The organism is Cobetia sp. BL01 (genome assembly GCF_056493605.1).
This window is the reverse complement of the sequence record NZ_JBVBEE010000002.1, coordinates 436,028-458,548: the sequence shown is the minus strand read 5'-3', so window position 1 is coordinate 458,548 and position 22,521 is coordinate 436,028. Positions and strand designations below refer to the sequence as shown.

Genomic DNA, 22,521 nt, shown 5'->3' with positions numbered 1-22,521 from the left:
CGCAAGAGTGCGCGTGGGCCCATGGGGTCCGCCCGCTATCGCATCATGCTGGGTATCGTGTTCGCAGGGCTCCTGGCCCTGGTGGGGCGTATCGGCTATCTGCAGCTCTTCGATCAGCAGTTCCTTCAGGATCAAGGGGATGCGCGCACTCTGCGCGTCGACAGTATCAACGCGCACCGTGGCATGATCACCGATCGCAGTGGCGAGCCGCTGGCCATCTCGACGCCGGTCATCACGCTGTGGGCGGACCCGCGTCTGGTGCCGGATGATCCGGTGCGCCTGTCACTGCTGGCACGCGCGCTCGGCCAGCAGCCTGACGACCTGATCCGCCGTGTGCGCCAATATCGTGATGCCGGCAAGGGCTTCATGTACATCAAGCGTCAGATGACCCCTCCTCAGGCGCAACCCGCCATCGACCTGGATGTTCCGGGTGTCCACCACAAGCAGGAATACAAGCGTTACTACCCCTCGGGCGAGGTCTCCGCACAGCTGGTCGGCGTGACCAATGTCGATGACAAGGGCCAGGAGGGGCTTGAGCTTGCCTACAATTCCTACCTCTCCGGTACGCCGGGCAAGCGTCGCGTGCTCAAGGACCGCAAGGGGCGCCTGGTGCGTGACCTGCACCTGATCAGCGAAGCCAAGCCTGGTGGTGATTTGACCCTCTCCATCGACCTGCGTCTTCAGTACATGGCCTACCGTGAGCTGAAGGCCGCCGTGGCCGAGCACCGTGCCGACGGTGGCACCCTGGTGATGATGGACGCGCGCACGGGAGAAGTGCTGGCGATGGTCAATCAGAAGTCCTACAACCCCAACAATCGTGCGGGGCTTGACCCTGCCGGTCTGCGCAACCGTGCGATCACCGATGCCTTCGAGCCGGGCTCGGTCATGAAGCCTCTGGCGATGAGTGCAGGTCTGGCCTCCGGCAAGTATCAGCCGGACTCGGTGATCGACACCACGCCGGGTTACATGCGGGTCGACCGCTTCACGATTCGCGATTTCCGCAATTACGGCAAGCTCGACATGGCCGGCATTCTCTATCACTCCTCCAACATTGGCATGAGCCGCATGGCGCTGAGCCTCGAGGATGACGCGGTATGGAATCGCTATTATGAGCTGGGTCTGGGGCAGGCACCGGGCACCGGCTTCCCGGGCGAGACGACAGGAGTTCTGCCGGCCCCGACCAACTGGTCGCGCAGCAAGCGGGCCTCCATGTCCTACGGGTACGGGATCAGTGTCTCGGCCTTGCAGCTGGCCAGCGCCTACACCGCGCTGGCCAATGATGGTCGCCGGCTGGCGCCGTCGCTGCTCAAGGTGAATACCCCGCCGGTGGGGGATCAGATCATCTCGCCCGAGAATTCCCATGCCCTGCTCGGGATGATGGAGAAGATCGTCCAGCCCAATGGTCCCGCCAAGCGTGCCGTGGTCGAGGGCTACCGTATCGCGGGCAAGACGGGTACGGTGCGTAAGGTGACCTCCGGTGGCTATCAGAAGACGGCCTATCGCTCCTTGTTCGCCGGCATTGCGCCGGTGTCCGACCCGCGCATCGTGACCGTGGTGATGATCGAGAATCCCAAGGGCGAGGAATACTACGGGGGCCTAGTCGCGGCTCCGGTGTTCGGTCGCGTGGTCGGCAAGGCGCTGCGTCTTCTGGATGTGCCACCTGACAGCGCCGTCGGCGAGTGAGCGGTGACATCTGCCGCCATGCATGCCGGACACGGCGCGTGACATCCATTTCTTTCGTGTAGCGAATACGTCCCAGCTTCAGCAACAAGGAAGGTCTTCCAGCATGACTTCATCGCAAGATCTGGCCGAGCAGGCCTCGGCAGAGCCGCTGGGCGAATTTCTGGCACGGCCACTGGCGACAGCCAGCGAGCTGCTTGGCGCGCTCATGGCGCTGTGGCCCGGCGTGTTCAGCGATAGTCGCCTGACCGCACTCGTGATGGCGCAAGACGACTGGCATCTGACGATCGACAGTCGCCACGTGACGCCGGGGTCGCTGTTCATCGCGGTACCCGGTATCGGCAGCGATGGTCGCGATTACATTGCCTCCGCCCTCGAGAAGGGCGCGGCGCTGGTAGTGGCACAGCAGTCTTCCGAGGGGGAAGCCTCGCCTGAGTCTCACGCAGACGAGCGTGTCGTCTGGCTCGAGGGGCTCGGCGCGCAGCTCGGCGAGCTGGGACGACAGGCCTTTGGCGTGCCGGAGTCACTGACGCTGGTCGGCGTGACCGGCACCAACGGCAAGTCCTCCGTGACCCATTACATTGCCGAGTTTGCCGAGGCGCTCGGCATCCCCTCCGGCATGATCGGCACGCTGGGGATCGGCCGCCCTGGCGCGCTGGTCGCCGGTGAGCGCACCACGCCGGATGCACTCGCCGTCCAGGCGGCGCTCAAGGGCCTGAGCATGGCCGGTACGGAACTGGTCGCGATGGAAGTCTCTTCCCATGCGCTGGACCAGGACCGTGTCAACGGCTGCCGCTTCACGGTGGCGGGCTATACCAATCTGTCGCGTGATCATCTGGATTACCACGGCAGCATGGCGGCATATGCCGCGGCCAAGGCCAAGCTCTTCAAGCGACCGGAACTCAAGCTTGCGGTGCTCAATGCCGATGATGCGCTGGCGCGTCTGATGCTGGCCGGCATGCAGCGCGGTGTGCGCGTGTTGGCGATGGGGCGTGACGAGGTGGCCACCCTGCGCGTGCTGGACGTCTTCCCCGAGCCGCTGGGGCAGGTGGCCGTGATCGCGACGCCTGACGGTGAGCGTGAGCTCGGCCTCAATCTGATGGGGCGCTTCAACCTCGACAATGCCCTGCTGGCGATGCTGATCCTGCATGGTCTCGGCCATTCGCTGGCGGACCTGTTCGCGGCGGCACCGCGTCTGACGCCGGTGCCGGGACGCATGCAGCGCCTGACCCGCGAGGGCGCGCCCGTGGTGGTGGTGGACTATGCCCACACCCCGGAGGCGGTCGAGACCGCGCTGACGGCACTGCGTGCCCATCTGCCGGCGCGTGATGATGCGCGCCTGTGGTGCGTACTCGGCTGTGGCGGTGATCGCGATACCGGCAAGCGCCCGCTGATGGCGACGGCCGCCGAGCAGGGCGCCGATCGCGTCGTCATCACCGATGACAACCCGCGCAGTGAAGAGGCTGCTGTCATTCGTCAGCAGATGATGGATGGCATCCAGGCCCGGGAGCGCGCCCGGGAAATCGCCGGGCGCGCCGAGGCTATCGCCCAGGTCATCCGTGATGCAGGCGAACATGACGTGATTCTCATCGCCGGCAAGGGCCACGAGGATTACCAGGAAGTGGCGGGCGAGCGTCTGCCGTTCTCGGATGTCGCACATGCGGTGGCGGCGCTCGAGCGTCGTGCGCTCTCCACTCAGGAAGGTCTGGAGAGCGACGCATGAGTGCGTCAGTGCAGTCTCCTGGCCTGGAGTGCTTCGATGAGGTGGCTCAGGTGCTCTCGGCTCGGCTGCCTTCGGTGCTGGTCGGCCGGTCGTTGGGGGCCATCGAGACGGATACCCGCAAGCTGTCCAGCCAGCGGTCGCCGCTTTTCGTGGCGCTGAAGGGCGAGCGTTTCGATGCCCATGACTTCCTGGCTCAGGCTCGTGACAATGGCGCGATCGCGGCGCTGGTCGAGCATCCGGTGGATGACCCGTTGCCGCAGATCGTGGTGCCTGACACGCGGCTCGCCTTCGGTCTGCTGGCGGCGGCACGTCGGCGAGCCTGGGGGCGGCCGTTGATCGCCGTGACCGGCAACAGCGGCAAGACCAGCGTCAAGGGACTGGTGCATGCCATCCTGGTGCGTGATGCCGCGCGCTTCGACGCCGAGAGCCTTGCCACACAGGGCAACCTCAACAATGACTATGGTCTGCCGATGACGCTGCTGCGCCTGAACGATGCGCATCAGCATGGCGTCGTCGAGCTGGGCGCCAATCATCTCGGTGAGATCGCCTGGACCACCGCGCTGGCACGGCCACAGGTGGCGGTCATCACCAATGTCACCGGTGCTCACGTCGGGGAATTCGGTGGCATGGGGCAGATAGCCCAGGCCAAGGGCGAGATTCTTGCCGGACTCAGTCCGCTGGGGGGGCGCCGTCCGGTGGCGGTACTCAATCGTGATGATGTCTATTTCACGCTCTGGCAGGCGCTGGCAGTGACGGGGCAGGCAGTGGATATCATCGACTTCAGCGTCGCGGACCTGGCGGAGAGTTCGGCACGCCTGCAGGCACGCAAGCTAGGCGCGGATGAGCTCGGGCGTTATGCTTTCGAACTGACGTTTGACGGCCACTCGCTGGGGCGGGTCCAGCTTGCCCTGCTGGGACGGCACAATGTCGCCAATGCGTTGGCGGCAGCCGCTGCCTGTCTGGCGCTGGGCGTGGACAGCCAGCTGGTCATCGAGGGGCTCGAGAGCGCCGAGAGCGTTCCGGGCCGCCTGGGGGTCGTGGAAGGACAAAATGGGGCTCGTCTGCTCGATGACAGCTACAACGCCAACCCCGGGGCCATGCTGGCCGCGCTGGAGCTGTTGGCGAGCCTTCCTGCTCCGCGCTGGTGCCTGATGGGCGCCATGGGCGAGCTGGGCGAGGACGCCGAGCGGCTGCACGCCGAGGTGGGCGCCTACGCCCGCAAGCTCGGTATCGATTTCGTTGCCACCTGTGGTGAAAAGGCCAGAGCGACTGCCGAGGCCTTCGGCGCAGGTGGCATGCATTTCAAGGAGCGGGCGGAGCTTGAAGCTTACGCCCGTACCCATCTACCCACCGGGGCCAGTGTTCTGGTCAAGGGGTCTCGTAGCGCAGGCATGGAACATGTCGTTGCCGCGCTCAAGGTCGACGCATCAAGGTGAATGTGAGTCATGCTGCTGCTGCTTGCTGAGTTTCTGGCCCAATTCAATGGCGCCTTTACGGTTTTCAATTATCTGACCCTGCGTGTGGTGCTGGCCACGCTGACGGCCTTGTTGCTGTGCCTGTGGCTCGGCCCCTGGGTCATCCGCAAGCTGGTGGATGGCCAGATCGGCCAGGCCGTGCGTGATGATGGCCCTCAGTCCCACCTGTCCAAGGCCGGTACGCCGACCATGGGCGGCGTGATGATCCTGCTGTCAATGGCCGTCTCGACCCTGCTGTGGGGCGACCTGACCAATCTGTACGTCTGGGTGGTGCTGGCGGTCACATTGGGCTTCGGTGCGGTCGGCTGGGTGGATGACTACCGCAAGGTGGTGGAGAAGAATCCCCGTGGCCTGCCGGCGCGCTGGAAGTATTTCTGGCAGTCGGTGGTGGGCATCGGGGCGGCCGTGGTGCTGTACCTGACGGCTTCCACGCCTGCCGAGACAGCACTGCTGGTGCCGTTCTTCAAGGATGTCGTCGTCCCGCTGGGCATCTTCTACATGGTGCTGACCTATTTCGTGATCGTCGGCAGCTCCAATGCCGTCAATCTGACCGATGGCCTCGATGGGCTGGCGATCATGCCGACCGTGCTGGTGGCCATGGGGCTTGCGATCTTCGCCTACGCCTCGGGCAACCTGAAGTTCGCGGAGTATCTGCACATTCCGTTCATCGCCGGTTCCGGCGAGCTGGCGGTGTTCTGTGCCACCATCGCGGGCGCCGGCCTGGGCTTTCTGTGGTTCAACACCTATCCCGCCCAGGTCTTCATGGGCGATGTGGGCGCCTTGGCTCTCGGAGCGGCACTGGGCGTGGTCGCGGTCATCGTGCGTCAGGAAATCGTGCTGTTCATCATGGGGGGTGTCTTCGTGATGGAGACCGTCTCGGTCATCCTGCAGGTCGGCTCCTACAAGCTGACCGGACGACGCATCTTCCGCATGGCGCCGCTGCATCACCACTTCGAACTCAAGGGCTGGCCGGAGCCGCGCGTCATCGTGCGCTTCTGGATCATCACCGTCGTGCTGGTGCTGCTTGGCCTGGCCACACTCAAGGTTCGCTGAGGACGCTTTCGCGATGACCCTCTCTGTCACCTCCCACGCACCGGCCTCGCCGGTGCCTGCCGAAGGACCGACCCTGGTGGTCGGTCTTGGTGTCTCCGGACAGGCGATCGCTCGCCATCTGAGTGATCGTGGCATCGATTTTGCCGTCGCCGATACCCGCAGTGCACCGCCGGGGCTCGAGAATCTGCGCGAGCATGCACCGCAGGCCGAGGTCCATCTCGGGCCGCTGGAAGCGCTGGATCTGTCACGCTTTGGTGAGGTGGTGCTCAGTCCGGGCATCGACCCGCGTCAGGCCGTATTTGACCCGGTACGCGAGCGCCTGGTCGGCGAGATCGCGCTGTTCGTGCGGGCACTCGATGAACGCCAGGCCCGGGATGCGCAGGGCAGGCGGCCGACGCTGGTCGCCATCACCGGTTCGAACGCCAAGTCCACCGTCACCACGCTGGTGGCGAGGATGGCCGAGCGGGCAGACCGTGACGTGGCGGTCGGTGGCAATCTGGGCACCGCCGCGCTGACGCTGCTGCGTGAGCAGCCCGATGCCGAACTGTATGTGCTGGAACTGTCATCCTTTCAGCTCGAGACCACGCCCGAGCTCAAGGCAGATGTCGCCTGCTTCCTGAATCTCTCCGAAGACCATCTCGATCGCCATGACGGCATGCGCGGCTATCAGGCCGCCAAGCGTGCCATCTTCCGCGGGGCGGGCCTGGCGGTCATCAATGCCGACGATGCCTGGAGCTGGCCGGCCGAGAAGGATGCAGTAGCGCGCGCAAGCTTCAGCGTACACCTGGATGAGGGCGACTCTGGTGATGACAGCGAAGAGTTGAGTGAAGGGGCTGAATGGCGTCTGGCAGAGCAGGACGGCACGCTCATGCTGTGTCACGTGGCATCCGAAGGCCTGCATGGCGTGATGCCTGCCGCGCAGGTGCGTCTGGCCGGGCGTCACAATCAGGCCAACGCGCTGGCGGCGCTGGCGATGGGCACGGCGATCGGTCTCGCGCAGGAGGCCATGGTGGCCGAGCTCGAGCACTTCGCGGGGCTGCCGCACCGGGGCGAGCTGATCGCTGACGTGGCAGGCGTGCGCTGGATCAACGATTCCAAAGGCACCAACGTCGGCGCGACGCTGGCGGCGATCGCCGGTCTCGGTCCGACACTCGATGGCAAGCTGATTCTGCTGGCCGGTGGGCAGGGCAAGGGCGCGGACTTCACGCCGTTGGCCGCGCCGCTGGCACGCTTTGCGCGTGAGGCGGTGCTTTTCGGACAGGATGCAGAACGCCTGTCGCTGGCGCTGGAGGATAGCCTTCGCGTCAGCCGGGTCGCGACGCTGACGGAAGGCATGGCGCATGCTCAGCGAGTCGCTCGGCCGGGAGATTGCGTGCTGCTGTCACCTGCCTGCGCCAGTCTCGATCAGTTCCCCAATTACATGGTGCGCGGCGATGCGTTTCGTGACTGGGTGTCGGAGCATGTGATGGACGCGGGCAACGAGGGCGAAGCGGATGGGTGACAAGGCCAGTCGAGTGCGTCAGGCGATGAGTACCGAGCAGCAGCCAGTGGATGGCTGGCTGGTCTTCGCGGCATTGGCGATTCTGTGTATCGGCTGGGTGATGGTCACCTCGGCTTCCAGCGAGATCTCCAGTGAGCGCTTTGACGGCAACGCCTTCTATTACAGCATGCGTCACGGCATCTTCATTCTGATCGGGCTGGTGGCGGCCTATTGCACGCTGCGCATACCGATGTCGGCCTGGCAGCAACGCAGTTTCGCGATGCTGATGCTGGGGTTCGTGTTGCTGGTGGTCGTGCTGGTGGTCGGGCGTGAGATCAACGGCGCCAAGCGCTGGATTCCCTTGCCGGTGATCGGCGGGGTGCAGGCCTCCGAGGTCGCCAAGTTGTGCCTGATGATGTGGCTGGCGGGGTATCTGGATCGGCGTCTCGACAAGGTGCGCGCCAGTGTCGTCAATGGTCTCGTGCTGCCCTGCATGCCCTTGATGCTGATGATTCTCTTGCTGGCACTGGAGCCTGACTTCGGGTCCATCGTGGTGATGGGCGGTGCGGTGATGGGCATGCTGCTGCTGGCGGGGGTCGCCTGGTGGGGCTTCATCGTCCTGCTGGCAGCGGCCATCGGCGGTGGTTGGTCGCTGGCGATCGCCGAACCCTATCGCTGGGAGCGCCTGACCACCTATACCGACCCGTGGGCGAACATGTACGACAGCGGCTATCAGCTGACCCAGGCCCTGATCGCCTTCGGGCGAGGACACCTGAGCGGCATGGGGCTGGGCAACAGCGTGCAGAAGCTCTTCTATCTGCCCGAAGCGCATACCGATTTCGTGTTCGCGGTACTGGCCGAGGAACTGGGATTGATCGGTGCCACGGCGGTCGTCGGGCTGTTCGCGCTCCTGATCTATCGGGCCTTCAAGATCGCCCGACGTGCCGAGCTTGCCGGCTTGCCGTTCAGCGCCTACCTCGGCTACGGTATCGCCCTCGTGCTGGGGGCCCAGGCCTTCATCAACATCGGGGTCGCCAGTGGATTGCTGCCGACGAAGGGGCTGACGCTGCCGCTGATGAGCTACGGGGGCTCCAGCTTGATCGTCAGCTGCATACAGATCGCCATTCTGATGCGAATCGATACGGAAGTTCGTCTGCTGACGCGCGGCAAGAGTCCCGCGCGGCGCAAGACCGGCAAGTCGCCCGAGACCACGCAAGGAGCCAAGGCATGACGTCATCTTCTTCTGCAGTGCCTGCGGCTGATGCCTCGCGACCCGAGACCTCTGACGCCCCTGCTGACACGCCCTCTGCCGGCATCGTGCTGATGATGGCTGGAGGGACGGGGGGGCATGTGATACCGGCGTTGTCGCTGGCGCGTGCTCTCGCCAGCCAGGGTCATGAAATCCACTGGCTGGGCAGTCCGCGTGGCATCGAGAACCGACTGGTTCCGGAGGCGGGGTATCCGCTGCATCGAGTGGAAGTGGCTGGGCTGCGTGGCAAGGGGCTTGCCGGCTATGCGGCGATTCCGTTTCGCCTGACCCGCGCCGTTCTGCAGGCGCGACGCATCATCCGTGAACTCAAGCCGGTGCTGGTCGTCGGGCTGGGAGGCTTTGCCAGCGGTCCTGGCGGACTGGCGGCACGCCTGGAGGGCATTCCGCTGGTGATCCATGAGCAGAATGCCATCGCCGGACTGACCAACAAGGTGCTGGCTCGGATGGCAACGCGGGTCTACGCCGCCTTTCCCGGCGCCTTCCCTGCCGCCATCGCTGCGCAGGTGGTGGGCAATCCGGTGCGCGACGAGATCGCCGCCGTCGGTCAGACGGCAGACACCGAGGGCGCTTCCCGGGAGCAGGCCATGCGCGCGCGACCGCTTCACCTGCTGGTGATGGGGGGCTCGCTGGGCGCCCAGGCACTCAACGAGCAGCTGGCGCCGGCGCTGGCACTGTTGCCGGAGTCCTCGCGCCCCCTGGTGCGCCATCAGGCCGGGCGTGACAAAGAGGAGGCGACCGTTGCCGCCTATCAGGCCGCCAGTGTCACGGCCGAGGTCAGCGAGTTCATCACCGACATGGCCGAGGCCTATGCCTGGGCGGATCTGGTGGTGTGTCGCTCGGGCGCCTTGACGGTCGCTGAGCTTGCCGCTGCCGGACGACCCGCCATCTTCGTGCCGTTCCCGCATGCCGTGGATGATCACCAGACCGTCAATGCGGCGGTGATGGTCACGGCCGGCGCGGCGCGTCTGATTCCCCAGAATACGCTGAATGCCCAGCGTCTCGCCGAGACGCTGGGGGAATTGCTGGATCCCAAGATACTCACTGGCATGGCCGCTCGCGCCCGCGAAAGTGCGGAACTCGACGCGGTAGCGACCATGCTGGCAGGCTGCATGGAGACTCGCCTTGAACGCTAGGAATTCTGATCGTGGTGTCGGCATGCGCCGCATCCGTCGCATCCACTTCGTCGGCATCGGCGGCGTGGGCATGTGTGGTATCGCTGAAGTACTGAGCAACATGGGGTATGAGGTCAGCGGCAGTGACCTCAAGGAGTCCACCGTGACGGCGCACCTGCGGGATTGTGGTGTGCGCGTGGCGATCGGTCATGCGGCTGTCAACGCGGAAGGCAGCGATGTGGTGGTGGTCTCGACGGCAGTGGATACCAGCAACCCGGAAGTGGCCTGGGCGCGCGACCATCGGGTGCCGGTGGTACGTCGTGCCGAGATGCTGGCGGAGCTGATGCGATTCCGCCAGGGGATCGCGATTGCCGGCACGCATGGCAAGACCACCACGACCAGCCTGACGGCCACGCTGCTCGCGGAGGGCGGCATGGATCCGACCTTCGTCATCGGTGGCAAGTTGACCAGCGCCGGTACGAATGCACGCCTGGGGGAAGGGGAATACCTCGTGGCCGAGGCGGATGAGTCCGACGCCTCCTTCCTGCACCTGCAGCCGCTGATCTCGGTGGTCACCAACATCGATGCCGACCACATGGCGACCTATGAGGGTGACTTCAATCGCCTCAAGGACACCTTCATCGAGTTCCTGCACAACCTGCCGTTCTACGGCCTGGCGGTGCTGTGTCTCGATGACGCCAATGTCCGCGAGCTGCTGCCGCGCGTGCAGCGCCAGTTCGTGACCTATGGCTTCAGCGAGGATGCCGATTATCGCATCAGCGACTTCCGCCAGGGCGGCGGTCAGCTGAGCTTCACTGCGCTGCGTCCGGAGGGGCATGCGCCACTGGAGATCACGCTGGCCATGCCGGGTGAGCACAACGCGCTCAACGCTCTGGCGGCCATCGCGATCGCCACCGATGTCGGCGTAAGCGATGACGCGATAGCGCGTGCGCTGGCCAGCTTCGCCGGTGTGGGGCGTCGCTTCCAGGTGCATGGTGAATTCGCGGCACCCAATGGCGAGCAGAGCGTGATGCTGGTCGATGACTATGGCCATCACCCGCGAGAAGTGGAAATGGTGATCCGTGCCGTGCGTGCCGGCTGGCCGGAGCGTCGGTTGGTGATGGCCTATCAGCCTCACCGTTACTCGCGCACCCATGATCTCTACGAGGATTTCGTGCGGGTGCTGTCCGAGGTCGATACCCTGCTGCTGCTGGATGTCTACAGCGCAGGAGAGGCGATGATTCCGGGAGCCGACGGCCGCTCTCTGGCCGGCTCGATCCGTCAGCGTGGGCAGGTGGATCCGCTGTTCGTCGAGCACAAGCGTGCGTTGCCGAGTCTGCTCAACAATGTGCTGCGCCCGGGCGATATTCTGATCACCCAGGGGGCGGGTGATGTCGGCGGCATCGCCCTGTCACTGGCCGGTGCGGATCTCAAGCTTTCCGAGGTGGCGCTATGACCGCGGTGAAGCCGGAAATGGCGACACGCTATGGTCGCGTCGTGGTGCTGTTCGGTGGCGTGAGTGCCGAGCGTGAGGTATCGCTGAAGAGTGGTGCTGCGGTGCTCGCGGCCCTGGAAGGGGCTGGCCTCGATGTGCAGGGGTACGACATGGCCCATGGCCTGGCCGGTCTGGAGGCGCTGCGCGCAGACCGCGTCTTCATCGCCATGCATGGACGTGGTGGCGAGGATGGCACTCTGCAGGGGGCGCTTGAGCTTCTGGGCATCCCCTATACGGGGAGTGGCGTGCTGGCCTCCGCGCTGGGGATGGACAAGCTGCGCACCAAGAAGCTATGGGATGTCGAAGGCTTGCCGACGCCACGCTCCTGTCGGCTGGCGGCGGACACTGACTGGCAGAATGTGCTCGAGACGCTCGGTACGCCGGTGGTGGTCAAGCCGGTGCACGAAGGCTCGACGCTGGGCATCCATATCGTCGAGGAGGCTGGCGCTCTCAAGGCCGCCTGGCAGGATGCCTGTCGTTTCGATGGTGTCGTCATGGCCGAGCAGTTCATCAAGGGGCCGGAATATACGGTCTCGGTGCTGGACGGCGAGGTGTTGCCGGCCATTCGCATCGAAGCGGACAGCGGTTTCTACGATTACGATGCCAAGTACCTGACCGATACCACTCGCTACCTGCTGCCCTGCGGTCTGGAGGCTGCGCGCGAAGCCGAACTGGCGACTCTCTCGCTCAAGGCATTCAACGTGCTGGGCTGCGAGGGCTGGGGGCGTGTCGATGTGATGGAAGATGCGGACGGCGCCTTCTGGCTGCTGGAAGTCAACACCTCGCCGGGCATGACCGATCACAGCCTCGTGCCACAGGCAGCCGCGCATGTGGGGCTGGATTTCACGGCGCTGGTACTGCGGATTCTCGACACGACGCTGACCGAGCGTCATGACGTCGCCGCGTCCGCCTGCCCACAGAGCGAACACTGACCCATGGCGGCGCGTAGCTCTGCAGGTGCACTGTTCGGCCTGGTGCTGGGAGCGGCACTGATGGTGGCGGGTGGCCAGGCATTGTGGACCTGGCTGGACCGCCCCATCGAGCGAGTCACCATCAAGGGTGACTTCGAACACGTGAGCGCCGCCTATCTTCAGCGCCATATCGCGCCGTTGATTCGCGGACAAAGCTGGCTCTCTGTCCCGCTGGGGGAAGTTCGGCGTCGCGCTCTGGCGATCGACTGGCTGAGTGAGGTGAGCATTTCGCGTCGCTGGCCGGATACACTCGAATTCGAGCTGTTCGAGCAGCAGCCGGTGGCCTACTGGAATGACGGTGAGTTGATCAACGTGAGAGGCGAGGCCTTCAAGGCAGCCCCTGTCACCCAGCTGGGAAATCTGCCGAATCTGGCAGGCCCCAAGGGTAGCGGTTCCGAGGTGCTGGCCGAGCTGGACGCGCTGCAGAGCCAGTTGGGCGGTCTGGGGCTCAATGTCTCCCAGTTGCGTCTCGAGCCACGTGGCGCCTGGCGTTTTCAGGTCAATGACAGCGTCTGGGTCATGCTGGGTCGCAATGACAGGGAGGCCCGTCTGGCTCGCTTCATGGCAGCCTGGCAGCGTCAATTGGGTGGTCAGGCGTCGCAGATTCGCTACATTGACCTCCGCTATCCCAACGGCGTAGCCGTGGCGTGGCATGGCGAGACGACAGCACTGGAAGAAAGCAACGGTTGAGGGAGAATCGGCGACACTTCAGAACGAAGGTCTTGAGGCGCTGATATTAGTGAAATGGAGTTATCTCCAGTTTCATTTCGGGACAATCCCGCCTATTCTAGCGGGGATTTGCGCCTCCTGGTATTTTCAGGCTGGTGTGCCGTTAGTGGTGACTTCTATACTATGAAGGCAAATTCATCTTCGGGTTAAACGGAGCGTTAACCTGACTGGGTGGTTTCTGGCATTCTCGCCGCCGCCGATCGCGCTATTTTTTTCATGACGAACCAGAATCAAGGAGCTGGCCCGACCTATGGCAGGACATTCCAAATCACAGGATATGGTGGTCGGGCTGGACATCGGAACCTCCAAGGTGGTCGCGATCGTGGGGCAACCGACCGACGATGGTGGCATCGAAATTGCGGGTATCGGTTCACATCCTTCACGCGGCATGAAGAAGGGTGTCGTCATCAATATCGAGTCGACCGTGCAATCGATCCAGCGCGCGGTGGAGGAAGCTGAATTGATGGCGGGCTGCGATATCCACTCGGTATACGTGGGGATTGCCGGCAGTCATATCAGTTCGATGAACTCCGATGGTGTGGTCGCGATCAAGGATCGTGAAGTGACACCGTCCGATATCGAACGAGTCATCGATTCGGCGCGTGCACGGGCAATCTCCGAGGGGCAGCGGATTCTACATGTGCTGCCGCAGGAATATGCCATTGATCGTCAGGAAGGTATTCGTGAACCGCTCGGGATGTCCGGTGTGCGCCTTGAAGCGCGGGTGCATCTGGTCACGGCGGCGTTGAATGCCGTACAGAATATCGAGAAATGCGTTCGTCGTTGTGGTCTTGAAGTCGACGATATCATTCTCGAACAGCTCGCCTCGAGTCATGCGGTATTGACCGAGGATGAGCGCGAGCTGGGAGTCTGCATGGTGGATATCGGTGGCGGGACGACCGACATCGCGGTGTTCACCGAAGGTGCCATTCGTCATACGGCCGTGATTCCCATCGCGGGAGATCAGGTAACGAATGATATCGCGATGGCACTCCGTACGCCGACCCAGTACGCTGAAGAAATAAAGGTCAAGTATGCCTGTGCTCTGACACAGCTGGCGTCCAGCGACGAGACGATCAAGGTGCCCAGTGTCGGTGATCGACCGGCCCGTGATCTGTCCCGCCAGGCGTTGGCGGAAGTGGTCGAGCCCAGGTATGAGGAACTCTTCACCCTGGTCCGCGATGAGCTGCGTCGCAGTGGTTATGAAGATCTCGTGGCAGCGGGTGTGGTACTGACGGGCGGTACATCACGCATGGAAGGTGTGGTGGAACTGGCGGAGGAGATCTTCCACATGCCGGTTCGCATTGCCTGCCCGCAGAATGTGCGTGGACTGGCAGATGTGGTCCGTAATCCGATTTATTCCACGGGTGTGGGTTTGCTACATTACGGGATGAAACAGGAGCGGCATACGCCATCCTCGACTGCGGTCGCGGTGCGCAGGGAGGAATCTGCCGCACGACGCGTTCACGGCCATGAGCACGACACCTCCACGCTGGAGCGGATCAAGGGCTGGTTCAAGGGAAATTTCTGACAGGGATTACAGAAAGACTGTGATCCAGGAGACAGGGCATATGTTCGAACTGGTAGATAACGCACCCTCCAGCAGCGCGGTCATCAAGGTGATCGGTGTTGGTGGCGGCGGTGGTAACGCCGTCAATCACATGGTCGAGAGCAATATCGAAGGCGTCGAATTCATCTGCGCCAATACCGATGCTCAAGCGCTCAAGCGCGTGGCCGCCAAGACAGTCCTTCAGCTCGGCAGCGAGATCACCAAGGGTCTCGGCGCTGGCGCCAACCCGGAAGTGGGTCGTCAGGCGGCGATGGAAGATCGCGAGCGTATCGTCGAGCTGCTGCAAGGCGCCGACATGGTCTTCATCACCGCAGGCATGGGGGGTGGTACCGGTACCGGGGGCGCTCCTGTCGTGGCACAGGTAGCCAAGGAGCTGGGCATCCTGACGGTCGCGGTCGTGACGCGTCCCTTCCCGTTTGAGGGGCCGCGTCGTCAGAAGGCGGCCGAGCAGGGCATGAAGGAGTTGTCCGAGCATGTCGATTCCCTGATCACCATCCCCAACGAGAAGCTGCTCTCGGTCCTCGGCAAGAGCGCCAGCCTGCTGAGTGCCTTCAGTGCGGCCAACGATGTACTGCTGGGCGCTGTCCAGGGCATCGCTGAGCTGATCACCAGCCCGGGCATCATCAACGTCGACTTTGCCGACGTGCGCACCGTCATGTCCGAGATGGGCATGGCCATGATGGGAACCGGTGATGCCGTCGGTGAGAACCGCGCTCGCGAGGCGGCCGAGAAGGCCATTCGCAGCCCGCTGCTTGAGGATATCGATCTTCACGGCGCGCGCGGCATCCTGGTCAACATCACGGCAGGCCCGGATCTCTCCATCGGTGAGTTCAACGATGTCGGTGCCACCGTGCAGGAGTTCGCTTCTCCGGACGCGACCATCGTGGTGGGTACCTCCATCGACATGGACATGAGCGACGAGCTGCGTGTCACCGTCGTGGCGGCGGGTCTCGATGGCCGTGTCGAGAAGCCGGCTGCGCGTGAAACCGCACCGGCCAAGCGCACGGTGGAGAAGCCGGCTGATTATCGCAGCCTCCAGACGCCGACGGTCACCCGTCAGGCCAAGGAAGAGCAGCAGCAGGCCGCAGCCAAGAAGCCAGAACCGCGCAAGAATCGTGACATGGATGACTATCTCGACATTCCTGCCTTCCTGCGCCGTCAGGCGGATTGAAAGGTAAGCGCACGTCGACAGGGTGTCCATGACATCTTCTGGTGACAGCGCGGTCAGATAGAGGCGCTTTGCCTTTCTTCACCCACCCGGGGCGACCCGGGTGGGTGAAGTAGTTCTGGGAGGCGCGAAAAGGCATTGCAGGCGATTCAGATGGACAGCATGACAGTCAGGCTGAAGAGGAAAGGCATGCATCCGCCACGGCGGTTGCCTGCGTAAGAGAGGGAGGAACCTGACAGTTCTTGCACATTGATTATCGATTGATGTCGCTGAGAGTGAGAACTGTTTTGGGTTTGCGCGTTCATAGTCAACATGGCTCCAGTCAGCGTCTTGAAGGGTTGAATGGTGCCCCCGTGGCAATGTTGAATTTCCCTATCAGCGGTAGGTGACAATTTGTTGAATACCTGCTTTGCTGTTATCATGAACACTGTTTCCAAATTCAGGCTGACTGGCTATCTCCTATGATTCGACAAAAAACGCTTCAGAATACGATCCGCGCAACAGGCGTTGGTCTGCACTCCGGTGACAAGGTCTATCTGACCCTGCGCCCGGCTCCGGTCAACACGGGTATCGTCTTCGTGCGTACCGACCTCGAGCCGCATGCACACATCCGTGCCGATGCCACGGGCGTGCGTGACACCACCATGTGTACTGCCGTTTCCAACGGTCAGGACAAGGTGATGACTGTCGAGCACCTGATGTCCGCCTTCGCCGGTCTCGGGATCGACAACTGCTTCGTCGAGCTCTCCGCGCAGGAAGTGCCGATCATGGACGGCAGCGCCGGTCCGTTCGTCTTCCTTATCCAGTCCGCTGGTATCCAGGAGCAGTCCGCGCTCAAGAAGTTCATCCGCATCAAGCGCGAGATCGAAGTGCGTGATGGCGACAAGGTCGCGACCTTCCTGCCGCACAACGGCTTCAAGGTGTCCTTCACCATCGACTTCGATCACCCGGTGTTCGAGCAGCAGAAGCAGACCACCACGGTCGACTTCTCCACGACCTCCTTCGTCAAGGAAGTGTCTCGCGCTCGTACTTTCGGTTTCATGCGTGATCTTGAATTCCTGCGCTCCCAGAACCTCGCGCTGGGCGGCAGCCTCGACAACGCCATCGTGGTGGATGATTACCGCATCCTCAACGACGAAGGTCTGCGTTATGACGATGAGTTCGTCAAGCACAAGGTGCTGGATGCCATCGGCGACCTGTATCAGCTGGGCCACAGCCTGATCGGGGAATTCCGTGGCTACAAGTCAGGCCACGGCCTGAACAACCTGCTGTGCCGTGCCCTGCTCGAGAATGCAGACAGCTACGAGATCGTGACCTTCGACAATGCCGAAGCGATGCCGATTTCCTACGCCTCACCGGCACTTGCCGTCTGATCACGAGATGGTGACAAGCACGACCTGAAGAAAGTTGACTGTGACCTAGCCCGTCCAGCCTGATGTCAGACTTCGGTCCTTGCCAGCCGAAGCATGGAAACGATCACAAGCGCGCCGCCCTCATGGGCGGCGCGCTTGTTTGTCTTCATGAAATAGCGCCGGCGCGACGGTCGCCCGCAAGAGAGAGGGATGTCGCACCACCATCAATCGTCGCCAGACGGGGTGTCCTGCAGATCATCAGCATGTGCTGCCAGACGCTCAAGCGAGCGGCGCAGGTGTTCATCCCGGGTGTGGGAGGCACAGTCCAACAGATGCTCCGCTGCCGCAGCAGGGAGATGCCTGGGCTGTTGAGCCGGTACGAAGACGGGACGAACGGGACGTACCTTGAAGTTGAGGCGCGTGAGTGCGGCAAGCTCGGGAATCTCGCGCAGGACGCTGATCAGCCTGCGCTGCTCATAACGTAGCCAGGTCAGCCAGGAGGCACGATTGGTGATCAGTGTCAGGGTTCCTTCGTGATAGCCCCCGACGAAGACCTGCTCCTGCATGTCCGTGGGCAGGGCCTCACGCAGATGCCACTGGGCCTGCTCCAGCATTCGCGCTTGGCGCATGACATTGCCAAGCTGGCCCTTGCCGTTCAAGAGGCGCGCCGCGGGCTGGGCGCGGAAACGCTTAGCCTTTATACTCATGGGCTTGCATGCCGGTTCAGTGGTTTCCGGCAATCTATCATGAGCAGGAGTCCGGCAACAGCATGAGCCATGACGACGCCATAGCACGCTCGAGACCGTTGCCGGCTTCCGGTAGCGGCAGCGCGCGTCGCTGGTCGGTGCGCACGGCACCGCGCTGGCTGCTGGCTGGCCTGCTGATCAGCTGTCTGTTCCCCGCTGGCTTGAGCGCCGCGCAGGTCGAGCGCGTCAATCTGACCCTGGCCAGCATCCAATTGCTGGCGCCGGGCGTGATTCGCGCCGAGAGCCGCCGTCAGAGCCTGCGTTCACTGCGCCGACTCATCCGTCCCGGTGCTCAGAGAAGTCCCAATCTTTCGCGTCAACGACGCTTTGTCTCCTGTGCTCGCGTACTGCTGCGCGGATTGGCGAATGCCATGTCCCCGCGCGCACCACCTCTGGTGTCCTGAGAGAATCTGTCCGTCACCTGGCCCTCGGCGCCGGTGATGGTGATGTCGTTTCCTTTTCGCGTGTGCCGTTTGCCAGTTGCCATCTGCGGGATGCTTCTGGCGCGTGAAGCGCACGCGTATATCTCAAGATTCTAGAAGGCGTGCCCACCGGGCACGGACAGGGATAGATGATGCTGGGTAAATTTCTGACCAAGGTAGTGGGCTCCAAGAACGACCGTGAGGTGAAGCGACTGCGCAAGCGGGTCAATGCCGTCAATGCCCTCGAGGAAAGTCTCGAATCACTGTCGGATGAGGCGCTGACGGGCAAGACGGCTGAATTCCGTGAGCGCCTTGCGCAAGGCGAGAACCTCGACAAGCTGTTGCCGGAGGCCTTCGCCACCGTGCGTGAGGCCAGCAAGCGCATCATGGGCATGCGTCACTTCGATACCCAGATGGTAGGCGGCATCGCGCTGCATGAAGGGCGCATCGCCGAGATGAAGACAGGCGAAGGCAAGACGCTGGTGGGGACACTCGCCGTTTACCTGAATGCCCTGGCTGGTGAAGGCGTTCACGTGGTGACGGTCAATGATTACCTGGCCACGCGTGATGCCAACTGGATGCGTCCGCTGTATGAATTCCTCGGGCTGAGCGTGGGCGTCATCTTCTCCGGCCAGAACAACGAGGACAAGCGTGCCGCCTACCAGGCCGACATCACCTACGGCACCAACAATGAATACGGTTTCGATTACCTGCGCGACAACATGGCATTCGCGCTGGAAGACAAGGTCCAGCGCAAGCTGCACTACGCCATCATCGATGAGGTCGACTCCATCCTGATCGATGAGGCGCGCACGCCGCTGATCATTTCCGGTCCGGTGGAGGAGAATACCGACCTCTACAAGATCATCGATCGCATGGCGCGTGAGCTCGTGCAATGCACCGACGAAGAAGATCCGGAGAGTGGCGATTTCACTCTCGATGAGAAGCAGAAGCAGGTCGAGCTGACCGAGCAGGGCCATCAGAAGGTCGAGTCACTGCTGCGTGCCCAGGAATTGCTCGGCGAGGAAGACTCTCTTTACGCCGCCCAGAACCTGAGTCTGCTGCATCATGTGCACTCCGCGCTGCGTGCCCAGAATCTGTTCGTGCGGGACGTCGACTACATCGTCCACAACGGCGAGGTGGTGATCGTCGACGAGCATACCGGCCGCACCATGGTAGGTCGTCGTTGGTCCGAGGGCCTGCATCAGGCCGTCGAGGCCAAGGAAGGCGTGGCGATCCAGAAGGAAAGCCAGACGCTGGCCTCGACCACCTTCCAGAACTACTTCCGTCTCTACGAGAAGCTGGCCGGCATGACCGGTACCGCCGATACCGAGGCCTTCGAATTCCGTCAAATTTACAACCTCGACGTGATGGTGATCCCCACCAACAAGCCCATCGCGCGCAAGGACATGAATGATCTGGTCTATCTGACCGCGGAAGAGAAGTTCAACGCCATCATCGAGGATGCCCGCGAGAAGGTCGCCGAAGGCCGTCCGGTGCTGGTCGGTACGGCGTCAGTCGAGACGTCGGAACTGCTGTCCCAGATGATGCACAAGGCTGGCGTGAAGCATCACGTCCTGAATGCCAAGCAACACGTCAGTGAGGCTGCCATCATCGCCCAGGCGGGTCGTCCGGGCGCGGTGACCATCGCGACCAACATGGCGGGTCGTGGTACCGACATCATGCTGGGCGGCAACTGGGAAGCCGAGCTTGCCGAGCTGGAAGCGCCGACCGAAGAGCAGATCAACGAGATCAAGCATGGCTGGCAGGAGCGTCACGAAGCCGTGCTGGCGGCGGGCGGTCTGCACGTGATCGGCTCCGAGCGTCACGAATCGCGTCGTATCGACAACCAGCTGCGCGGTCGTGCCGGTCGCCAGGGTGACCCGGGCTCCACGCGCTTCTTCCTGTCGCTGGAAGACAGCCTGATGCGCCTGTTCGGCTCCGATCGCGTGCAGCGCCTCATGGGCGCGCTGGGGCTCGAGAAGGGCGAAGCGATCGAGCACAAGATGGTCTCCAATGCCGTCGAGCGCGCGCAGAAGAAGGTCGAGGGTCGCAACTTCGACGTGCGCAAGCAGCTGCTTGAGTACGATGATGTCGCCAACGATCAGCGCAGCGTGATCTACGAGCAGCGCAACGACATTCTGGAAGCCGACGAGATCGCCGAGAACATCGCCGGCATCCGCCGTGAAGTGCTGGACGACGCCATTTCCATGCGCGTGCCGCCGCAGAGCCTGCCGGAGCAGTGGGATCTTCCGGGGCTCGAGAATGACCTCAAGACGGACTTCAACCTCGACCTGCCGCTCGTGCAATGGGCGGAAGAGGATGAGCACTTCCATGAAGAGACTCTGCGCGAACGACTGCAGACGGCTCACGAGGAACTCTATGCCGGTAAGGTAGAGGCTGTCGGTCCCGAGCTGATGCGCCGCTTCGAGAAGCAGGTCATGCTGCAGGTGCTCGATACGCGTTGGAAAGAGCATCTTCAGGCGATGGACAACCTGCGACGCGGTATCCACCTGCGTGGCTACGCTCAGAAGAATCCCAAGCAAGAATACAAGCGCGAGGCGTTCGAACAGTTCCAGTCATTGCTGGTCAACATCAAGGCTGACGTGGTGCGCATTCTGAGTCACGTCCAGGTACGTCGTCAGGAAGAGGTCGACACGCTGGAAGAGGAGCGGCGTGCCAATCTCGAGCGCGAGCAGGCCAGTGCCGAGACGCGTCGCGTGGAAGATGACACCGTCAGCGATGAGAGCGTTCAGGCTGCCGAGGAGATCGTCGAGGCGCAGTACGGTGCGGCACCGCAGGCGCAGGGCGACAATGAGCCGATGCGCCGTGATGTCCCCAAGGTTGGCCGCAATGATCCGTGCCCCTGCGGTTCCGGCAAGAAGTACAAGCAGTGCCATGGCAAGCTGAGCTGAGATTTCAGCGTTGAGCATAGCTTTTCAGTATTGAGCATCGAATGCATCGCGGAGCAGCACCGTCTGTCCCGCGATGCCGTGTAGTGACAGGACAACGCGACTGGAGACGTGAACGATGGCGGTAGGGCCTTCCACTTTCCCCGCAGACATGCCGGAAATTTCCGGCCTGCAGATCGGGGTTGCTGAAGCCGGTATCAAGAAGCCGGGGCGACGTGATCTGGTGATCATGGCGCTCGATGCAGGATCGCGTCTCGCGGGAACCTTCACGCGCAATGCCTTCTGTGCGGCACCGGTGCATGTCGCGCGTCGACATCTCAAGGCCGAGATCGATGGGCCGCGCTATCTGGTGATCAACACCGGCAACGCCAACGCGGGGACAGGTGAGCAGGGCATGACAGACGCGCTTGCTACCTGTGAGTTCCTGGCCGATGTCGCGGATTGTGATGCACAGGCCGTTCTGCCGTTCTCCACCGGCGTGATTGGTGAGCCCTTGCCGATGGATCGTCTGACCGGCGCACTGCCGACGGCCTTCGCGGCATTGGGCAAGGGAGATTGGTCCGACGCGGCACACGGCATCATGACCACCGATACCCGGCCCAAGGGCAGCTGGCGTAGCGTGACGCTGGCCAATGGCGAGTGTGTCACCATTGCCGGGGTTTCCAAGGGCTCTGGCATGATCTGCCCCAACATGGCGACCATGCTGGGCTTCGTGGCCACTGACGCGGATCTCGGCATCGATCAGTCTGCGCTGGATGAGATGCTGCGCCGGGTCGTGGTCAGAAGCTTCAACAGCATCACGGTGGATTCCGATACCTCGACCAATGATGCGTGCATGCTGGCTGTCACGGCCAGGGCGGCTCGGGTCGAGGGTGAGGATCTGGTCGCCTTCGAGGCTGCGCTGGCCGACGTCATGCTCGAGCTGGCGCAGGCCATCATCCGTGATGGTGAAGGGGCGACCAAGTTCGTCACCCTCGAGGTGGAGGAAGCGCGCTCCGTGGAAGAGGCGCGTGCGGTCGGCTTCACCGTGGCTCACTCGCCACTGGTCAAGACGGCTCTCTACGCCAGTGATGCCAACTGGGGACGAATTCTGGCGGCCGTCGGACGGGCGCCGTTGGAAAATCTTGAGGTTGACGGCGTTGCGATCACGCTCAACGGCGTGAGCATCGTCGAGCAGGGCGGACGAGCCGCCAGCTATACCGAGGCTGCCGGCAGTGCTGCCATGGCCGAGGAAGAGCTGGTGATCGGTATCCGCCTGGGGCGTGGCCAGCAGAAGGCGCGTATCTGGACATCGGATCTGTCCCACGATTACGTCTCGATCAATGCCGATTATCGTAGCTGATGCCTGAGGGCAGAGGCTTAC

The 22,521-nt window shown here is 63.0% G+C and carries 17 protein-coding genes; 16 read left to right on the top strand and 1 reads right to left on the bottom strand.

Annotated features, from left to right (window positions below; translation table 11 throughout):
* The first annotated feature begins 21 nt into the window (after positions 1-21).
* From ACZYGA_RS05660 to lpxC, 13 genes are all read left to right on the top strand, one after another.
* Positions 22-1,683 (top strand): peptidoglycan D,D-transpeptidase FtsI family protein, encoded by a 1,662-nt coding sequence (locus tag ACZYGA_RS05660; protein ID WP_077371671.1) that lies wholly within the window; start codon positions 22-24, stop codon positions 1,681-1,683.
* A 205-nt stretch (positions 1,684-1,888) separates the two neighbouring features.
* Complete coding sequence (locus ACZYGA_RS05655) at positions 1,889-3,403, top strand: UDP-N-acetylmuramoyl-L-alanyl-D-glutamate--2,6-diaminopimelate ligase (RefSeq protein ID WP_479398628.1); 1,515 nt, start codon at positions 1,889-1,891, stop codon at positions 3,401-3,403.
* On the top strand, positions 3,400-4,839 hold the full coding sequence (locus ACZYGA_RS05650; RefSeq protein WP_479398571.1) for a UDP-N-acetylmuramoyl-tripeptide--D-alanyl-D-alanine ligase: 1,440 nt from the start codon (positions 3,400-3,402) through the stop codon (positions 4,837-4,839). The genes ACZYGA_RS05655 and ACZYGA_RS05650 overlap by 4 nt, the downstream gene beginning before the upstream one ends.
* Positions 4,840-4,848: 9 nt before the next feature.
* Positions 4,849-5,931 carry a phospho-N-acetylmuramoyl-pentapeptide-transferase gene (mraY, locus tag ACZYGA_RS05645; RefSeq protein WP_176502825.1) on the top strand — a complete coding sequence of 361 codons (1,083 nt, stop codon included), beginning with the start codon at positions 4,849-4,851 and terminating at the stop codon, positions 5,929-5,931.
* Positions 5,932-5,944: 13 nt separating this feature from the next.
* On the top strand, positions 5,945-7,432 hold the full coding sequence (gene murD, locus ACZYGA_RS05640; protein ID WP_479398570.1) for a UDP-N-acetylmuramoyl-L-alanine--D-glutamate ligase: 1,488 nt from the start codon (positions 5,945-5,947) through the stop codon (positions 7,430-7,432).
* Positions 7,425-8,642 carry a putative lipid II flippase FtsW gene (ftsW, locus tag ACZYGA_RS05635; protein ID WP_077371685.1) on the top strand — a complete coding sequence of 406 codons (1,218 nt, stop codon included), beginning with the start codon at positions 7,425-7,427 and terminating at the stop codon, positions 8,640-8,642. The genes murD and ftsW overlap by 8 nt, the downstream gene beginning before the upstream one ends.
* A gap of 95 nt (positions 8,643-8,737) precedes the next feature.
* Positions 8,738-9,814 carry an undecaprenyldiphospho-muramoylpentapeptide beta-N-acetylglucosaminyltransferase gene (murG, locus tag ACZYGA_RS05630; RefSeq protein WP_479398626.1) on the top strand — a complete coding sequence of 359 codons (1,077 nt, stop codon included), beginning with the start codon at positions 8,738-8,740 and terminating at the stop codon, positions 9,812-9,814.
* Between the two features lie 22 nt (positions 9,815-9,836).
* Positions 9,837-11,249, top strand: a complete 1,413-nt coding sequence (gene murC / locus ACZYGA_RS05625; protein WP_084209210.1) for a UDP-N-acetylmuramate--L-alanine ligase — start codon at positions 9,837-9,839, stop codon at positions 11,247-11,249.
* A complete protein-coding gene (locus ACZYGA_RS05620; protein WP_240704185.1) occupies positions 11,246-12,220 on the top strand; it encodes a D-alanine--D-alanine ligase in 975 nt (324 codons plus the stop codon). The genes murC and ACZYGA_RS05620 overlap by 4 nt, the downstream gene beginning before the upstream one ends.
* A 3-nt stretch (positions 12,221-12,223) precedes the next feature.
* Complete coding sequence (locus ACZYGA_RS05615) at positions 12,224-12,949, top strand: cell division protein FtsQ/DivIB (protein WP_077371691.1); 726 nt, start codon at positions 12,224-12,226, stop codon at positions 12,947-12,949.
* Between the two features lie 289 nt (positions 12,950-13,238).
* Entirely contained in the window at positions 13,239-14,519 is a 1,281-nt protein-coding gene (ftsA, locus tag ACZYGA_RS05610; protein ID WP_077371694.1) for a cell division protein FtsA, read from the top strand.
* Positions 14,520-14,559: 40 nt separating this feature from the next.
* A complete protein-coding gene (gene ftsZ / locus ACZYGA_RS05605; protein ID WP_077371697.1) occupies positions 14,560-15,729 on the top strand; it encodes a cell division protein FtsZ in 1,170 nt (389 codons plus the stop codon).
* A gap of 458 nt (positions 15,730-16,187) precedes the next feature.
* Positions 16,188-17,099: a UDP-3-O-acyl-N-acetylglucosamine deacetylase gene (lpxC, locus tag ACZYGA_RS05600; RefSeq protein WP_065392615.1), complete on the top strand. Its 912-nt coding sequence runs from the start codon at positions 16,188-16,190 to the stop codon at positions 17,097-17,099.
* A gap of 203 nt (positions 17,100-17,302) precedes the next feature.
* Here lpxC and ACZYGA_RS05595 read toward each other — a convergent pair whose 3' ends face one another.
* On the bottom strand, positions 17,303-17,785 hold the full coding sequence (locus tag ACZYGA_RS05595; protein ID WP_077371700.1) for a DUF721 domain-containing protein: 483 nt from the start codon (positions 17,783-17,785) through the stop codon (positions 17,303-17,305).
* Positions 17,786-17,847: 62 nt separating this feature from the next.
* On the opposite strand from ACZYGA_RS05595, the gene ACZYGA_RS05590 reads away from it, so the two are divergent.
* From ACZYGA_RS05590 to argJ, 3 genes are all read left to right on the top strand, one after another.
* Positions 17,848-18,228: a hypothetical protein gene (locus ACZYGA_RS05590; protein WP_127736140.1), complete on the top strand. Its 381-nt coding sequence runs from the start codon at positions 17,848-17,850 to the stop codon at positions 18,226-18,228.
* Between the two features lie 170 nt (positions 18,229-18,398).
* Positions 18,399-21,161, top strand: a complete 2,763-nt coding sequence (gene secA, locus ACZYGA_RS05585; protein ID WP_084209793.1) for a preprotein translocase subunit SecA — start codon at positions 18,399-18,401, stop codon at positions 21,159-21,161.
* Between the two features lie 115 nt (positions 21,162-21,276).
* Positions 21,277-22,500 (top strand): bifunctional glutamate N-acetyltransferase/amino-acid acetyltransferase ArgJ, encoded by a 1,224-nt coding sequence (gene argJ / locus ACZYGA_RS05580; RefSeq protein ID WP_479398568.1) that lies wholly within the window; start codon positions 21,277-21,279, stop codon positions 22,498-22,500.
* Positions 22,501-22,521 lie beyond the last annotated feature (21 nt).

Coding starts and splice junctions, on each gene's coding strand:
- ftsZ (WP_077371697.1), top strand. CDS start 14,560: ATGTTCGAACTGGTAGATAACGCACCCTCCAGCAGCGCGGTCATCAAG.
- murD (WP_479398570.1), top strand. CDS start 5,945: ATGACCCTCTCTGTCACCTCCCACGCACCGGCCTCGCCGGTGCCTGCC.
- ACZYGA_RS05655 (WP_479398628.1), top strand. CDS start 1,889: ATGGCGCTGTGGCCCGGCGTGTTCAGCGATAGTCGCCTGACCGCACTC.
- secA (WP_084209793.1), top strand. CDS start 18,399: ATGCTGGGTAAATTTCTGACCAAGGTAGTGGGCTCCAAGAACGACCGT.
- lpxC (WP_065392615.1), top strand. CDS start 16,188: ATGATTCGACAAAAAACGCTTCAGAATACGATCCGCGCAACAGGCGTT.
- ACZYGA_RS05660 (WP_077371671.1), top strand. CDS start 22: ATGGGGTCCGCCCGCTATCGCATCATGCTGGGTATCGTGTTCGCAGGG.
- ACZYGA_RS05650 (WP_479398571.1), top strand. CDS start 3,400: ATGAGTGCGTCAGTGCAGTCTCCTGGCCTGGAGTGCTTCGATGAGGTG.
- ACZYGA_RS05595 (WP_077371700.1), bottom strand. CDS start 17,785: ATGAGTATAAAGGCTAAGCGTTTCCGCGCCCAGCCCGCGGCGCGCCTC.
- murG (WP_479398626.1), top strand. CDS start 8,738: ATGGCTGGAGGGACGGGGGGGCATGTGATACCGGCGTTGTCGCTGGCG.
- argJ (WP_479398568.1), top strand. CDS start 21,277: ATGGCGGTAGGGCCTTCCACTTTCCCCGCAGACATGCCGGAAATTTCC.
- ACZYGA_RS05590 (WP_127736140.1), top strand. CDS start 17,848: ATGAGCCATGACGACGCCATAGCACGCTCGAGACCGTTGCCGGCTTCC.
- mraY (WP_176502825.1), top strand. CDS start 4,849: ATGCTGCTGCTGCTTGCTGAGTTTCTGGCCCAATTCAATGGCGCCTTT.
- ftsA (WP_077371694.1), top strand. CDS start 13,239: ATGGCAGGACATTCCAAATCACAGGATATGGTGGTCGGGCTGGACATC.
- ACZYGA_RS05615 (WP_077371691.1), top strand. CDS start 12,224: ATGGCGGCGCGTAGCTCTGCAGGTGCACTGTTCGGCCTGGTGCTGGGA.
- ACZYGA_RS05620 (WP_240704185.1), top strand. CDS start 11,246: ATGACCGCGGTGAAGCCGGAAATGGCGACACGCTATGGTCGCGTCGTG.
- murC (WP_084209210.1), top strand. CDS start 9,837: ATGCGCCGCATCCGTCGCATCCACTTCGTCGGCATCGGCGGCGTGGGC.
- ftsW (WP_077371685.1), top strand. CDS start 7,425: ATGGGTGACAAGGCCAGTCGAGTGCGTCAGGCGATGAGTACCGAGCAG.